The organism is Pseudonocardia adelaidensis (assembly GCF_039543345.1).
GTDB classification, from domain to species: Bacteria; Actinomycetota; Actinomycetes; order Mycobacteriales; family Pseudonocardiaceae; genus Pseudonocardia; species Pseudonocardia adelaidensis.
Genome location: NZ_BAABJO010000033.1, coordinates 38,389 through 52,107, shown reverse-complemented (window position 1 = coordinate 52,107; position 13,719 = coordinate 38,389). Strand labels below are relative to the sequence as shown.

The window sequence follows — 13,719 nt, the reverse complement described above, 5'->3', positions numbered from 1 at the left end:
CTAGGCCCCGTGCAGGCGGTCGACGGCACCCTCGCCGTAGCGCTCCAGCACGCGCCGCCGCATGACGGGGTCGGTGCGCGGCACGGGTTCGAGGAACACCTCCTGCAGGTCGGGGAACCGTTCGTGCAGCTCGGCGTCGATGGCGACGCAGGCGCGCTCCAGCTGGGCGACGCCGATCGCATCCGCGAAGTCGATGCGCGCGCACAGCAGCACCTGGTCGGTGCCGACGGTCATGGTGAGCAGGTCGACGACCTGGTCCACCTCCGGCCGGGCGGCGAGGGCGTCGCGCAGCGCGAGGACGGTGGCCCGGTCGGCCTGGCGCCCCACCAGCAGGCCCATGTTGGTGCGGCCGAGGATGTACGCGACGCCCGTGAGCAGCAGCCCCACCAGCAGCGACGCGAGCCCGTCCCAGAACGAGGAGCCGGTGAGCTGGTGCAGCCCGACGCCGCCGAACGCCAGCAACAACCCGACGAGCGCGGCGCTGTCCTCGAAGAACACGCTGCGCACCGTCGGGTCGTCGGTGGCGCGCAGCCAGCGCAGCGGTGTCGTGGACTCGGCCCGGGCCGCGTCGCGCACCTGCCGGACGGCCTGCATCCAGGAGATGCCCTCGAGCACGAAGGACACCGCCAGCACCGCATAGGCGACCCAGGCGAGCGTCTGCTCGACCTCCTCGCCGACGATCGTCCGGACGCCCTCGACGATCGCGAAGACCGCACCGGAGACGAAGATGCTCACGGCCGCGATCAGCGCCCAGAAGAACCGCTCCTTGCCGTACCCGAACGGGTGCCGGCGGTCCGGCCTGCGGGCGGAGCGCCGCAGCGCGGTGAGCAGGAGCAGCTCCGTTGCGGTGTCGGCGACGCTGTGCGCACCCTCGGCGTACATCGCCGCCGAGCCCGTGAAGATCGCGGCCGTGAACTTGAGAACGGCGATCGCCGCGTTCGCGCCGGTGGCCACCAGCACCGTGAGCGTGCTCTCCCCGGACTCCCGCTCCGCCACCCCGGCGAGGCTAGAACCAGTCGACCGGACGCGCCCGGCGGACACCCGCGAGATCGGGTGGCGCCGACCGGACGAGTCAGATCGAGGCCGCCCCCCGGGGGAGCACAGCGTCGCTGAACCCGGCCGGGACGATCACGTCCCCGCGGCCCAGCTCGGCCACCGAGCGGCGGCCCAGCCCGAGCAGGGCCGAGTCGATGCCGCCGCGCAGGATGTCGAGGACGTTCTCCACGCCCGCCTGCCCCGCGGCGGCGAGGCCCCACAGGTACGCGCGGCCGATCAGCACGGCGCGGGCGCCCAGCGCCAGCGCCTTCACCACGTCGCTGCCGCGGCGGATGCCACCGTCGAGCAGTACCTCGACCTGGTCGCCCACGGCGTCGGCGATCGCCGGGAGGGCCCGGATCGTGGCGGGCGTGCCGTCCAGGTTGTTGCCGCCGTGGTTGGACACCGAGATGGCGCTGACGCCCGCATCGACGGCGCGCTTGGCCTCGTCCGGCCGGAACACCCCCTTGAGCAGGAAGGGCCCGTCCCACTGCTCGCGCAGCCAGCGCACGTCCTCCCAGCTGGGCGGCGGGGTCTGCATCCACTGGCCGTACGCGCCGAAGAACGTGACCGGCGGGAAGCCGGGATCGGACATGTTCGGCACGGTGAGGTCCGGCAGCTGCCGGCGGCGGCCCCAGTCGAGCAGCCACCGCGGGTGCGTGATCCCCTCCGGCGCGAAGCGGAGCGCCTCCCGGAAGGACAGCCGCTCGGGGATGTGCGGGCTGCCCCAGTCGCGGCCGTGGGAGAACGACCAGTCGGGCGTGAGGATCAGCCCGACGGCACCCGCGGCGCGCGCCCGCTCGACGCGCCGCGCGATGTCGTCCCTGCTGCCGCACCAGTAGATCTGGAAGAGCGTCCGTGGGTTGGCCGCGACGACCTCCTCCACCGGCTTGCTCGCGAACGACGACAGCCCCATGGCGGTGCCCCGCGCCGCCGCCGCGCGCGCCACGGCGACCTCGCCGTCCGGGTGCACCGCCTGCACGCCCGTGGGCGAGATCAGGACCGGCAGGGACACCTGCTGCCCGAGCACGGTGGTGCCCAGCTCGCGCTCGCCCGAGAACCCGGCCGTGCGGGGGGCGAACCCCAGCTCGTCGAACGCGGCCTGGTTGTCCTGCAGGGTGAGGCCCTTCTCCGAGCCCGCCACCAGCGCGCCGTACACCGACGGCGGCAGCCGCTTCCGCGCGCGCCGCTGCGCCTCGGCCACCGTCTCGAACCACGCCCCGCCCATGACCAGCCCTTCGTCGGACTTTTCGACATGCAGTGTCGAATTTGGGGGGACGATAGCGTCGCACCGTGACGGGAACAAGACCGGCGCGTCGCGGCCGCCCCCGGGGCACGAGCACGCGCGAGCTCGAGCTGATCGCGCTGCGCCTGTTCACCGAGCAGGGCTTCCACGAGACCACGATCGAGCAGATCGCCGCGGCCGCGGGCGTCAGCACCCGCACCTTCTTCCGCTACTTCGACGCCAAGGCCAGCGTGCTGTGGCAGACGTTCGACACCGAGGTCGAGGCGATCCGCAGCGCCCTCGCCGACGCCCCCGACGACCTGCCCGTGATGGAGGCCGTCCGCCACGCCGTCCTCGCCGCCAACCACTACCGCGCCGCCGACGTGCCCGAGCTGCGCATGCGCATGACGCTCGTCGGCACCGTGCCCGAGATCGCCGCCAGCGCCAGCGTGCGGTACGACGCGTGGGAGCGCGCCATCAGCGAGTTCGTCGCACGGCGCGTCGGGCAGCCGGCCGACGCGCTGTTCCCGCACGTGGTCGGCCGCGCCACGCTCGCGGCCTGCCGCGCCGCCTACGAGCGGTGGGCCGCCCGGGCCGACGCCGACCTCACCGTCTACCTCGACGCCGCGCTGCGCGCGCTGGCCGGCGGGTTCCGCGAGCCGCTCACGGAGCCGGGCTCCGGCTAAGAGGCCGTGACGACGACGCCGTGGCTACGAGGCCGTGACGACGACGCCGTGACGACGGACGCAGCGACTACGACGCAGCGACTACGACGCGGAGATCGCGCGCTCCGGGCAGCTGTCCACGCCGAGCCGCGCGTCCGCCTCCAGCTCCGGCGGTACCGGGTCGGTCCGGACGATCGAGTGCCCGTCGTCCTCGGCGAGGTCGAAGACGTCGGGGGCGCTCATGTGGCAGATGCCGTGGCCCTGGCACGCCCCCAGGTCGACGTTGACGCGCATCGTTCTCCCTCCGGGCACCATTGACAGACGCAAACCAGGATCAGCATTATCACATCTAGGCCGTCCGAGAGAAAGTCGAGGAGACCGCATGAGCGCGGAGCAACGTTGCCCCGTCGTCCACTTCGACCACCACTCCCAAGCGCACGCCGAGGACACCGTCGGCGGCTACCGGGCGGTGCGCCGGACGCATCCCGTCGCGTGGACGGAGGCGCACGGCGGCTTCTGGGTGCTCTCGGACTACGACTCGGTCTTCGAGGCGGCCCGCGACGACGACGTCTTCTCCTCGCAGCGGCTCGACCAGTACGGCGGGCCGGGGCTGTCGGTCGTCATCCCGAAGACACCGATGCACGAGCACATCCCGATCGAGCTCGACCCGCCGCGGTTCCGCAGCTACCGCAAGATCGTCAACCCGATCGCGTCCCCCGCCGCGGTCGAGAAGGTCGCGGACCGGATCGAGAAGTGGACCACCTGGTTCATCGACGAGATCATCGAGTCCGGCCGCGCCGACCTCGCGCAGGTGATCGGCGTGCCGTCAATCGTCACCATCGACTGGCTCGGCCTGCCGGTCGAGGACTGGCACCGCTACTCGCGCGCCCACCACGCCACGCTCGCCGAGGAGACGACCAGCGCGGCCTACCAACAGGCCGTGCAGGTCGACCTGCCGTGGTGCACCGAGCAGATGCGCGAGGTGATCGCCGCGCGCGCGGAGCAGCCGCGCGACGACGTCATCAGCTACCTCCTGCAGCAGGAGGTGGACGGGCGGCCGATCACGCAGGCGGAGGTCTTCTCCATCGTCGAGCTGCTCATCGCCGGGGGCGTGGGCACCACGGCGTCGCTGGTGAGCCAGACCCTCGTCTGGCTCCACGAGCACCCGGACGTCCGCCGGGAGCTGATCGACGACCCGGCGCTCCTGCCCCGGGCCCTCGAGGAGTTCCTGCGCTACTTCTCCCCCACCCAGGCGCTCGCCCGCACCGTGCTCGAGGAGACCGAGTTCCACGGCTGCTCGCTCGAGGTGGGCGACCGCGCGTTGCTGGCGTGGTCGTCGGCCAACCGGGACGAGAAGGCGTTCGAGAACCCCGACGAGATCGACATCCACCGCTGGCCGAACCGGCACCTGGCCTTCGGGGTGGGCATCCACCGCTGCGCGGGCTCGCACCTGGGCAAGCGGATGGCCCTGTCCATGCTCGGCCAGGTGCTCGAGCGGATGCCCGACTACGTCGTGGACCTCGACGCCCTCGAGCGCTACCCGCGCCAGGGCGTGAACAAGGGGTGGCAGCGCATCCCCGCCACGTTCACCCCTGGCGAGCGCAGGCTTCCGCCCGGTGCCGTACCGGCCGGCGTCACCGCCGCGTCCCACGTCTGAGCGGGGGACGCCATGACCGGACGAATGGACGGCAAGGTCGCCTTCATCACCGGGGCCGCCCGCGGGCAGGGCCGCAGCCACGCGGTGCGCCTGGCCGAGGAGGGCGCCGACATCGTCGCCGTGGACATCTGCGCCGACATCGACACCGTCACGCCGTTCTACCCGCTGGCCACCGAGGAGGAGCTGGCCGAGACGGTGCGCGCGGTCGAGGCCCTCGACCGGCGGATCGTCGCCCGCCGCGCCGACGTGCGCGACCTCGACGGGCTGCAGTCCGCCTTCGACGAGGGGCTCGCCGAGCTGGGCCGGATCGACACCGTGGTGGCCAACGCCGGCATCGCCACCTACGGCCGGGCCTGGGAGCTCACGGCCGAGCAGTGGCGGGACATGATCGACGTCAACCTGACCGGCGTCTTCCACACGGCCAAGGTCGCGATCCCGGCCATGATCGATGCAGGCCGGGGTGGCTCGATCCTGTTCACCAGCTCGATCGGCGGGCTCAAGGGCATCCAGCACGTCGCCCACTACGTGGCCGCCAAGCACGGGATCGTCGGGCTGATGCGGACGCTGGCCAACGAGCTGGCCCCGTACTCGATCCGCGTCAACACGATCCACCCCACCAACGTCGACACGATCATGATCCAGAACCCGGGCACGTGGGGGATGTTCGCTCCCGGTGACCCGGAGCCGACGGTCGAGAAGGCCATGCCCGGGTTCCGGTCGCTGAACGGGCTGCCGGTGCCGTGGGTCGAGCCGCGCGACATCAGCAACGCGGTCCTGTTCCTCGCCAGCGACGAGGCCCGCTACGTCACCGGGGCGACCTTCCCGGTCGACGCAGGCGCGTACGTCAAGTGAATCCCCCCGTCCCCCAGGAGTCGCCGTGTCCGACCGAGGTGAGATCGAGAACGTCCTGAACCGCTACTCCATCGCCTACGACGACAACGACATGGCCGAGATGGCCGACACCTTCACCGACGACGCCGTGCTCACCATGCGGATCGCCGACGGCGACCTGATCGGCCCGTTCGAGGGCAAGGAGGCGATCATGAAGCTGATGGTCGACTCGCTCGCCTCGCAGACCGACCAGCGCCGCCACGTCACCACCAACCTCGCGGTGCGCCGCGAGGACGGGCGGTCCGCCGCCGTCAGCTCCTACCTCACGCTGATCTCGGTCGAGAACGGCGCGGCCCGGGTGCTGTCCACCGCCCGCTACGACGACGAGCTGCGCCGCGAGGACGACGGTGCCTGGCGGTTCACGAAGCGGCACATCCAGCTGGACCTCCCCTACTGAGATGAACCAGGGCCTCATCCCCGCCAAGTGGGCCGCGCTCACCCCGCGCGCCCAGGCGGTCTACGACGTGCCGAACGACCGCCGGGTGAACTGGGCGGACTTCGACGCCATGGTGCGCAGGGCGGCGAACGGGCTGCGCGGCCTCGGACTACAGGCGGGCGACCGGTTCGCGGTGCTGTCCCGCAACTGCGTCGAGTACCAGGCGCTGTACTTCGCCGCGGGCCGTGCCGGGCTGGTGCTGCAGCCGCTGAACTGGCGCCTCGCCGGGCCGGAGCTCGCCGCGATCGTCGCCGACGCGGCGCCGCGGGCCGTGATCAGCAGCGCCGAGTGGTCCGAGACGGTGGAGCAGCTGCAGCGCGACGTGGAGGTCGAGCACTGGCTGCAGTTCGGCGAGAAGGGCGACGGGAGCCTCGAGCGCCTGCTGGGGTCGGCACCGGACGAGGAGCCGGTGTGGGCGGGGCAGGTGCACGACGACGACCCGTTCTTCATCCTCTACACCGGCGGCACGACGGGCCGCTCCAAGGGAGCGGTGCACTCGCACCGCAGCGCGGCGGCCGGGATGCTGAACCAGACGGTGGCCGAGCGGGTCGTGCCGACCGACGTCTACATGCTCACCGGGCAGATGTACCACATCCCGATCGTGCTCGCGATGAACTACATGAAGCACGGCTGCCCGCTCGTGCTGGTCAACTTCGAGGCGATGCAGGCCCTCGAGATCATCGAGGCCGAGCGGGTGTCGGCCTTCCTCGGCATCACCACGATGCTCAACTGGATGATGGCCGTGCCGGGCTTCTCCTCGTTCGACCTGTCGAGCCTGCGCAACATCCAGTACGGCGGCGGTCCGATGCCGTCGTCGGTGGTGCGGGCGGCGCTGGACTCGTTCCCGTGCACGCTGATCCAGGGCTACGGGCAGACCGAGGGCACCACGATGACCTTCCTGTCCCAGGAGGACCACGCGAAGGCCGTGCGCGGGATCGACGCGCAGCGGCTGCGCTCCTGCGGCCGAGAGGGCTTCGTGACGTCGGTGCGGGTGGTCGACCCGGACGGTCACGACGTGCCCCGCGACGCGCGCACGCCGGGGCAGATCATCGTGCGGTCCGAGGCGAACATGCTCGGCTACCTCAACCAGCCCGAGCTCACGGCGCAGACGCTGCGCGACGGCTGGATGTGGACCGGTGACATCGCCACCTGGGACGAGGACCGCTACGTGTTCATCGTCGACCGCGCCAAGGACATGATCATCTCCGGCGGGGAGAACATCTACAGCGTGCAGGTCGAGGAGGCGATCAACCAGCACCCCGCGGTTCTGGAGTGCGCGGTGATCGGCGTGCCCGACGAGGAGTGGGGCGAGTCGGTGAAGGCCGTCGTGGTGCTCAAGCCCGGCCGCACCGCCACCGAGCAGGAGATCATCGACGAGGCGCGCGAGCACCTGGCTGGCTACCAGAAGCCGCGGTCGGTCGACTTCGTCGCCGCACTCCCGAAGGCGCCGACCGGGAAGATCCTCAAGCGGGAGCTGCGCGCGCCCTACTGGGCGGACGCGGAGCGGAACGTCTGAATGCCCTTCACGGAGGACGAGCTGGCGGCGCAGGTGGGCCGGGAGTTCCCGGGCGGCACCTACACGATCGAGCCGTGGCGGGCCTGGCTGGTCGCCGACGCCGTGCTGGCGGAGCCGCCGTCGCTGAAGGATGCGGACGGCCGGGTGGCGCACCCGCTGTTCGCCTGGCTCGCGGCCACGGGCGCGATGGGGATCACCTGGGACGAGCTGTTCTCCTGGTTCGGGGCCACGGCGGCGGACGGGCCGGTGTTCGGCGAGCACGAGACCACGCTGCACCGGCCGCTCCGGATCGGCGCCACGTACCGGGTGAGCGGCCGGATCGTCTCGGCCGAGCGCAAGGTGGGCCGGCGCACCGGCCCGTTCGACGTCGTCGGGTACGCGCTGGACCTGCACGACGCGGATGGCGCCGTCGCGACCTGCTGGAACTCGATCGTCCTCCCGCGGAGGGAGCCATGAGGGTGGGTAGCGAGCTGCCGGTGTGGGAGGTGGAGTCGGTGAGCGCCGAGAAGATGAAGACGACGGCGGCGCTGCTGGCCGATCCCACCCCGATCCACTTCGACACCGAGACCGTGCGCGGGCTCGGGTTGGGCGACCGCCCGGTCAACCAGGGCCCGCTGAACATGGGCTACGTGATGAACGCGGTGACGGCCTGGGCGGGCGGGCCGGAGCGGCTGCGCCGGCTGCGGGTGCGCTTCCGCGGGCCGGTGCTGGCCGGTGACCACGTGCGGGTGCGCGGCAGCGTCACCGCGCTGCGGGAGGAGGACGGCGTGCGGCTCGCGGACTGCGAGGTGGTGCTCGAGGTGGTCGGCGGCGAGCCGGCCGTCACGGGGACGGCGACGGTGGTGGTCCCGTGAGAGAGCTGTCGTTCCGGCTGTCCTACGGCGACTGCGATGCGGTGGGCATCGCCTACTTCGCCATCTACTACCGCTGGATGGAGCGCGCGTACAGCGGCTGGCTCTACGATCACGGCCTGCGCTCGGGCGAGCTGCAGGAGTCGCTCGGCGTCCTGACGGTCGGGGTGCACTCGGAGTGCACCTACCAGCGGATGGTGCGGGTGTTCGACGAGCTGACGATCCGGCTCGTGCTGGACCGCATCGGCACGACCTCCTACACCGTCGGGTTCGACTTCGTCCGCGACGGGGAGGTGGTCACGCACGGCGCCATGACGTTCGGCTGCCGCGACCCGGAGAGCGGCGGCAAGGCCGGGATCCCCGAGCGCCTGCTCACCGTGCTGCGCACGCTGCCGGAGCAGGCGCGGGCATGACGCTCGACCTGCCCGCGGTGACCGCCGCGCTCACCACCGTGCCCGCGCTGCCCGACGGGGACACCGCGGCGCTCGCGGCCGCCGTGCGCACCCAGGCCGACCGGCAGGCGATCCAGGACCTCTGCGCGCTCTACGCCCGCGCCGTGGACGACCACGACATCGACGCCCTCGTCGCCATGTACGCCGCCGACGGCGTGTTCGAGCGGCGCGGGGTGCCCGCCGCCGGGTCGGACGCGATCCGCGCCGCGTACGTCGCGAGCTTCGACAGCTACCGCACGATGCTGCACACCCCGCACCCCGGCGTGGTGGCGCTGCACGGGGACGGCACGGCGAGCGGCTGGTCGCACGGGCACGCCGAGCTCGCCACCCGCAGCACGCTGGTGCTGGCCTCCTACCGGTACGAGGACGCCTACCGGTGCGCGGAAGGGCGCTGGCGCTTCGCGCGGCGCTCGATCACGTTCATGTACGCGGTACCCGCCGACCGGCTCGCCACCAGCTTCGGCGGCACCGACCGGATCCGCTGGCCCCGCACGTCCCCCGAGCCCGCCGACTACCCCGAAACCGCCCCCACCTGGGACAGCTACCACCGCTGAAGGAGATCCACATGTACCGGCTCGTCGTCAACTACCACCACCCCGCCGACCCCGACGCGTTCATGGAGCACTACCGGTCGGTGCACGCCCCGCTCGCGAAGCGGATGCCCGACCTGGCCGCGTACACCTACGGCGTCTGCGAGAGCCTCGACGGCTCGAAGCCCGAGTACTTCCTCACCGCCGTGCTCGACTGGCCCACCAAGGAGGCCGCGCTCGCCTCCCTCGGCTCGCCGCAGGGCCAGGAGGGCACCGGGGACCTGGCGAACTTCGCCCAGGCCGGGGTCGCGATCGTCACCTACGAGACCGAGACCGTGATCTGACCGTCCCGCCGGTCCGCCGGTTCAGGACGCCGGTTCACGCGACCGTGGACAGGTAGGCCTCGGCCTTCTCCGGATCCATGAACCAGTGCCGGAAGTCGGACGGGTCGCTGAAGCCGTTGACGAACCGGCGGGCCACGGTCTCGTTGCCCTGCGCCACCCCGAGGATCTTCACCACGTGTTCCGGGGGCGGCTGGAGGAGCGCGTTGGTCCAGTTCGTCACGTGCTGTGCGTAGTCCCAGTACCGCTCGAAGGTCGAGGTCATCCACTCGCGGTCGAACGGCCCGTCACCGTGGTCCAGGATGCTGTGGAGGTACATCTCCGCGCACTTGGCCGCGTTGTTCGAGCCCTGGCCCGTGATCGGGTCGTTGGCCACCACGACGTCGGCCATGCCCAGCACCGCACCGCCCGAGGGCAGCTCCCCGACGGGCAGCCGCACCACGGGGGTGTACCCGCCGCTCAGGGTGGCGCGCGGGTCGGTCAGCTCCACCGCCCCCGCCCGCTCGTACTCCCAGGGCACGAACCGCTGCATCAGCCCGAGCATCCGCTCGAGGAACTCCTCCGGGCCGGGCCGGTCGGTCCAGCAGTCCAGCGGCCCGCCCGGGATCCCCTCGAAGAAGAGGATCTCGCAGTTGCCGCTCAGCGTGTACGCGGGGATCACGAAGAGCTCGCCGACCCCCGGGATGATGTTGAACCGCACCGCGGAGAACTCCGGGTGCTCCGGCCGCGGCGCGAGCCCGTGCACGTAGGCCACCGAGAGGGCGCGCTGCGGCCGGGTGAACGGGGACCGCTCGGGGTTGCGGTCGAACAGCTGCACCAGCTCGCCCTTGCCGGCGGCGACGATGACCAGGTCGTAGAGGTCGGTGAGCTTGTCGAGATCGGCGGTGGTGACGCCGTGGATGACGACCTTGCCACCGCGCTGCTCGAGCAGCTCCAGCCAGCCCGCCATCTTCACCCGCTGGTCCACCGACTGGGCGTGGTGGTCGAGCCGGCACACCCAGTCCAGCGCCCTGCTCGAGTCGGGGGCCGCGATCGAGACGCCGAGCCCCTCGATGCGGACCGCGTCGGCCTCCCACAGGTTCAGCCCGTGTTCGCGTTCGATCTGCAGCGCGTCCTGGAACATGCCCTGCGTGGACATCACCCAGCCGCGGCGGATCTCGTCCGGGGTGCGCGCGGACATGAGGGTGACGTCGTAGTCGTGCTCCCGCAAGGTCAGCGCGAGCTGGAGGCCGGACTGACCCGCGCCGACGATGAGGACCTTAGGCATGTGCGCGCACCCTTCCTGGCGGTGAGAGCTCCCCGAGTGACATGACGTGCGTGACGAGCCGCCGCAGGGTCTCGACCGTCGACGACCGCTCACGGGCGTCGCAGGTGATCAGCGGGACGTCGGCGGGCAGGGCGAGCGCGTCGCGCACCTCGTCGAGGTCGTGGTGCAGCTCCCCGTGGAACTTGTTGACCGCCACCACGAACGGCAGGTCCGAGTCGTTCTCGAAGTAGTTGATCGCGGCGAACGACTGGTCCAGCTTGCGGGTGTCGACGAGCACGACGGCCCCGAGGGCACCCCGCGTCAGGTCGTCCCAGAGGAACCAGAACCGCGGCTGCCCGGGCGTGCCGAACAGGTAGAGCAGCAGGTCGGGGTGCAGCGTGATGCGCCCGAAGTCCATCGCCACCGTCGTGGTCGACTTGCCGACGTCGACGGGTTCGTCCACACCGGTGCCGGCCTCGGTCATCCACGCCTCGGTGTTCAGCGGCGGGACCTCCGACACCGATCCTACGAAGGTCGTCTTGCCGACGCCGAAACCCCCGGCGACGACGATCTTCGCCGAGACCGTGAGCAGCCCGTCGGGCTCGCGTACCTCCTCGGACGTCACGGCCCGCGGCTCAGATCCGTAGCCGCTCGAGTCCATCGAGGATCCTCCCGAGCATCTCGCGGTCGTGGTGGTGGGCGTGCGCAGTGGGGTGGATGTACACCGCCCCCTGGGCGGCGAGGTCGCTGATCAGGACCCGCACGACGCCGAGCGGCATCGAGAGCGCCACGGACAGCTCGGCGATCGACACGCGGGTGCGGGCCCGCTCGTAGAGCGCGCGCGACTCGGGCATCAACGAGTCGGGCAGGCCCGGGTCGTACCGCGGCACCGAGACCAGGGCCTCGACCAGCAGCTCGTGGCGGGGCCGGGTCCGGCCACCGGTGAGCGCGTAGGGCCGGATCCGCTTGCTGCGCATCTTCCGGTTCTCCCCGGGCTCTCCCGACATGGTGGTCACCTCCGAGGGACTCCTCACGCGGGTGCCCGCCGCGCGGAGAGCACCCGGCGCAGGTCGGCGCGAACCTGCGGCGTCAGCGCGTGGCCCGTGTTGCGCACGAACTGGGTCATCTCGTAGGCCACGACCTTCATGTCGCAGTCCGGCCCGGTCAGCACCGCGAGGCCGGCACCGGAGCCGATGCCCATGAACAGGAACCAGCCGTACGTCATGCGGATCATGATCTGCTCGCACGTGCCCTTGTCGAACAGCGAGGCGCTGTTGCGGGCCAGGCTCAGCAGCCCGCTCGCGATCGCGGCGAGCTGCTCGGCGTCGTCCCGCGCGACGCTGTGCGACGCGGTCAGCGGGAACCCGTCGGACGACATGATCAGCGCGTGCGTGACGCCGTGCACGCGGCCGACGAAGTCGTTCACCAACCAGCCGAAGTCCTGGGGTGATCCTCGGCCCTCCGTCGTCACTTCGGCTCCCCGTCGGCGTTCCCATCAGCGTCCCCGTCGGCGTGCTCGGCACGCGCGGCCTGCTCCCCGTCGGTGAAGTCGCCCAGGTCGGCCAGGAACTTGTCGTGGTCGTCGGGATCGGCAGCGCCCTCCGGCTCGTCGACCGCGGTGGCGTCCTTGATGCTGCGCGACACGCGGCGAGGCAGCCCGCTGGCCGTGGTGCCGCTGATCGTCGGCGCCGGCGGGCGGGGTGCGGGTGAGGGCGGAGACGCGGGCGGGCTGCGCCGGGGCAGGCCGGACGGCGGTGTGGCCGTGGGCGCGTCCGCTCCTCCGCCGGTGGCCGGCACGGGGGCGGCCTCGCGGGGCTCCGGCACCGGGTGCCACTGGCCGTTGCCGTTGGCCGGGACGGTCCGGGCGCCCGTCCACCCCTCCTCCGGCAGCTCCGTCACCAGCGCAGGCGGGACGAGCACGGTGGCGGTGGTGCCGTTCGGCAGCCTGCGGTGCAATGCCACGCGCAGGTCGTGCCGCTCGGCGAGCCGTCCGACGACCGACAGGCCCATGTGGCGCACGGCGTCGTCGTCGAGCCGCAGCGCCTGGGAGAGCCGGCGGTTGAGGTCGGCGAGGCGGTCCGCGGGGAGCCCGATGCCGCCGTCCTCGATCCGGATCAGCACGCTGCCCTGCTCGGTGAGGTGGGCGCTGACCCGGACCGGCTCGCTCGGCGGGGAGTGGTTGGCGGCGTTGTCGAGCAGCTCCGCGAGCACCCGGGAGAGGTCGTCGGCGGCGAAGCCCACCACGCCCAGCGACACCATGCGGCCGATCCCGATCCGGGCGTACTGGTCGATCGAGGACATCGCCCCGCGGACGGTGTCGAGGATCGAGGTGGTCTCCCCACCGCTCGCCCCTGCGTCCCGGTCGGCGAGCACCCGCAGGTTCTCGGCGTTGCGGCGCAGGCGGGCGGCCAGGTGGTCCAGCCGGTAGAGCTGGCCCAGCCGCGTGCTGTCGTCCTCCTTGCGCTCCATCTCCTCGAGCTCGGCCAGGAGCGTGTCGATCAGGTTGAGATCGCGCAGCGCGATGCTCGCGCAGGCGTCGACGAGCGACTCGTTGCGCGCGGCCTCGGCCCACGCGCTCGGCGCGGCCTCGATGGCCCTCGGCGCGGGATGCCGGGGCGGGTCCAGCAGCTGCGCCGCCACCACGCGCGAGCGGTCGAGCAGTACACGTGATCGATCGAATATCTCACGAGCGCGCGCCCGCGTCGCCATGCGGTCCACCTCGGCATTCGGTGCGACTTTCGGTGACGGTCGGTTCCGGATCGGTCACTCTCCCGGGACCGCGGGCTATGCAAGCAGAGTCGGCCGAGCTTGTCGACTGCCCCGTCCAGATGATCCGGATGGCCTGCACGGACCAACAGCGCGTTCGCGCAGCTC

General features: G+C 71.9%; 18 protein-coding genes. 10 read left to right on the top strand and 8 right to left on the bottom strand.

What is annotated here, in order from left to right; all coding sequences use genetic code 11:
• On the bottom strand, positions 1-996 hold the full coding sequence (locus ABEA81_RS33010; protein WP_345610604.1) for a cation diffusion facilitator family transporter: 996 nt from the start codon (positions 994-996) through the stop codon (positions 1-3).
• 76 nt (positions 997-1,072) lie between these two features.
• Positions 1,073-2,263, bottom strand: coding sequence for a pre-mycofactocin synthase MftD (gene mftD / locus ABEA81_RS33005; RefSeq protein WP_345610602.1), 1,191 nt, complete (start codon positions 2,261-2,263; stop codon positions 1,073-1,075).
• Positions 2,264-2,328: 65 nt separating this feature from the next.
• Between mftD and mftR the strand changes: the two genes are divergently transcribed.
• Positions 2,329-2,946 (top strand): mycofactocin system transcriptional regulator, encoded by a 618-nt coding sequence (gene mftR / locus ABEA81_RS33000; RefSeq protein ID WP_345610600.1) that lies wholly within the window; start codon positions 2,329-2,331, stop codon positions 2,944-2,946.
• 81 nt (positions 2,947-3,027) lie between these two features.
• On the opposite strand, the gene ABEA81_RS32995 is transcribed toward mftR, so the two are convergent.
• Complete coding sequence (locus ABEA81_RS32995; protein WP_345610599.1) at positions 3,028-3,219, bottom strand: ferredoxin; 192 nt, start codon at positions 3,217-3,219, stop codon at positions 3,028-3,030.
• Between the two features lie 88 nt (positions 3,220-3,307).
• Here ABEA81_RS32995 and ABEA81_RS32990 point away from each other — a divergent pair, with 88 nt between their 5' ends.
• The 9 genes from ABEA81_RS32990 to ABEA81_RS32950 are packed head-to-tail and all read left to right on the top strand — an operon-like array spanning position 3,308 to position 9,602.
• On the top strand, positions 3,308-4,582 hold the full coding sequence (locus ABEA81_RS32990) for a cytochrome P450 (protein ID WP_345610598.1): 1,275 nt from the start codon (positions 3,308-3,310) through the stop codon (positions 4,580-4,582).
• A gap of 12 nt (positions 4,583-4,594) precedes the next feature.
• On the top strand, positions 4,595-5,434 hold the full coding sequence (locus ABEA81_RS32985) for a mycofactocin-coupled SDR family oxidoreductase (protein WP_345610597.1): 840 nt from the start codon (positions 4,595-4,597) through the stop codon (positions 5,432-5,434).
• A 25-nt stretch (positions 5,435-5,459) separates the two neighbouring features.
• Complete coding sequence (locus ABEA81_RS32980) at positions 5,460-5,870, top strand: nuclear transport factor 2 family protein (RefSeq protein ID WP_345610596.1); 411 nt, start codon at positions 5,460-5,462, stop codon at positions 5,868-5,870.
• A gap of 1 nt (position 5,871) precedes the next feature.
• A complete protein-coding gene (locus ABEA81_RS32975) occupies positions 5,872-7,425 on the top strand; it encodes an AMP-binding protein (protein WP_345610595.1) in 1,554 nt (517 codons plus the stop codon).
• Positions 7,426-7,881, top strand: coding sequence for a hypothetical protein (locus ABEA81_RS32970; protein ID WP_345610593.1), 456 nt, complete (start codon positions 7,426-7,428; stop codon positions 7,879-7,881).
• Positions 7,878-8,279, top strand: coding sequence for a MaoC family dehydratase (locus tag ABEA81_RS32965; protein ID WP_345610591.1), 402 nt, complete (start codon positions 7,878-7,880; stop codon positions 8,277-8,279). The genes ABEA81_RS32970 and ABEA81_RS32965 overlap by 4 nt, the downstream gene beginning before the upstream one ends.
• Complete coding sequence (locus ABEA81_RS32960; RefSeq protein WP_345610589.1) at positions 8,276-8,689, top strand: acyl-CoA thioesterase; 414 nt, start codon at positions 8,276-8,278, stop codon at positions 8,687-8,689. The genes ABEA81_RS32965 and ABEA81_RS32960 overlap by 4 nt, the downstream gene beginning before the upstream one ends.
• Positions 8,686-9,282, top strand: a complete 597-nt coding sequence (locus tag ABEA81_RS32955) for a nuclear transport factor 2 family protein (protein ID WP_345610587.1) — start codon at positions 8,686-8,688, stop codon at positions 9,280-9,282. Before ABEA81_RS32960 ends, ABEA81_RS32955 begins: the two co-directional genes overlap by 4 nt.
• 11 nt (positions 9,283-9,293) lie before the next feature.
• Positions 9,294-9,602 carry an EthD family reductase gene (locus tag ABEA81_RS32950; RefSeq protein WP_345610584.1) on the top strand — a complete coding sequence of 103 codons (309 nt, stop codon included), beginning with the start codon at positions 9,294-9,296 and terminating at the stop codon, positions 9,600-9,602.
• 34 nt (positions 9,603-9,636) lie between these two features.
• On the opposite strand, the gene ABEA81_RS32945 is transcribed toward ABEA81_RS32950, so the two are convergent.
• Genes ABEA81_RS32945 through ABEA81_RS32925 form a run of 5 tightly spaced genes read right to left on the bottom strand, consistent with a single transcriptional unit; the run spans position 9,637 to position 13,554 of the window.
• Positions 9,637-10,866, bottom strand: a complete 1,230-nt coding sequence (locus tag ABEA81_RS32945) for a styrene monooxygenase/indole monooxygenase family protein (RefSeq protein ID WP_345610582.1) — start codon at positions 10,864-10,866, stop codon at positions 9,637-9,639.
• Positions 10,859-11,506, bottom strand: coding sequence for a GTP-binding protein (locus tag ABEA81_RS32940; protein WP_345610580.1), 648 nt, complete (start codon positions 11,504-11,506; stop codon positions 10,859-10,861). Before ABEA81_RS32940 ends, ABEA81_RS32945 begins: the two co-directional genes overlap by 8 nt.
• Complete coding sequence (locus ABEA81_RS32935) at positions 11,481-11,852, bottom strand: DUF742 domain-containing protein (RefSeq protein ID WP_345610578.1); 372 nt, start codon at positions 11,850-11,852, stop codon at positions 11,481-11,483. Before ABEA81_RS32935 ends, ABEA81_RS32940 begins: the two co-directional genes overlap by 26 nt.
• Before the next feature lie 23 nt (positions 11,853-11,875).
• The gene (locus ABEA81_RS32930; RefSeq protein ID WP_345610577.1) at positions 11,876-12,316 is read right to left on the bottom strand and encodes a roadblock/LC7 domain-containing protein; all 441 of its coding nucleotides are present in this window, start codon (positions 12,314-12,316) and stop codon (positions 11,876-11,878) included.
• The gene (locus ABEA81_RS32925; RefSeq protein WP_345610575.1) at positions 12,313-13,554 is read right to left on the bottom strand and encodes a sensor histidine kinase; all 1,242 of its coding nucleotides are present in this window, start codon (positions 13,552-13,554) and stop codon (positions 12,313-12,315) included. The genes ABEA81_RS32930 and ABEA81_RS32925 overlap by 4 nt, the downstream gene beginning before the upstream one ends.
• Positions 13,555-13,719: the final 165 nt, after the last annotated feature.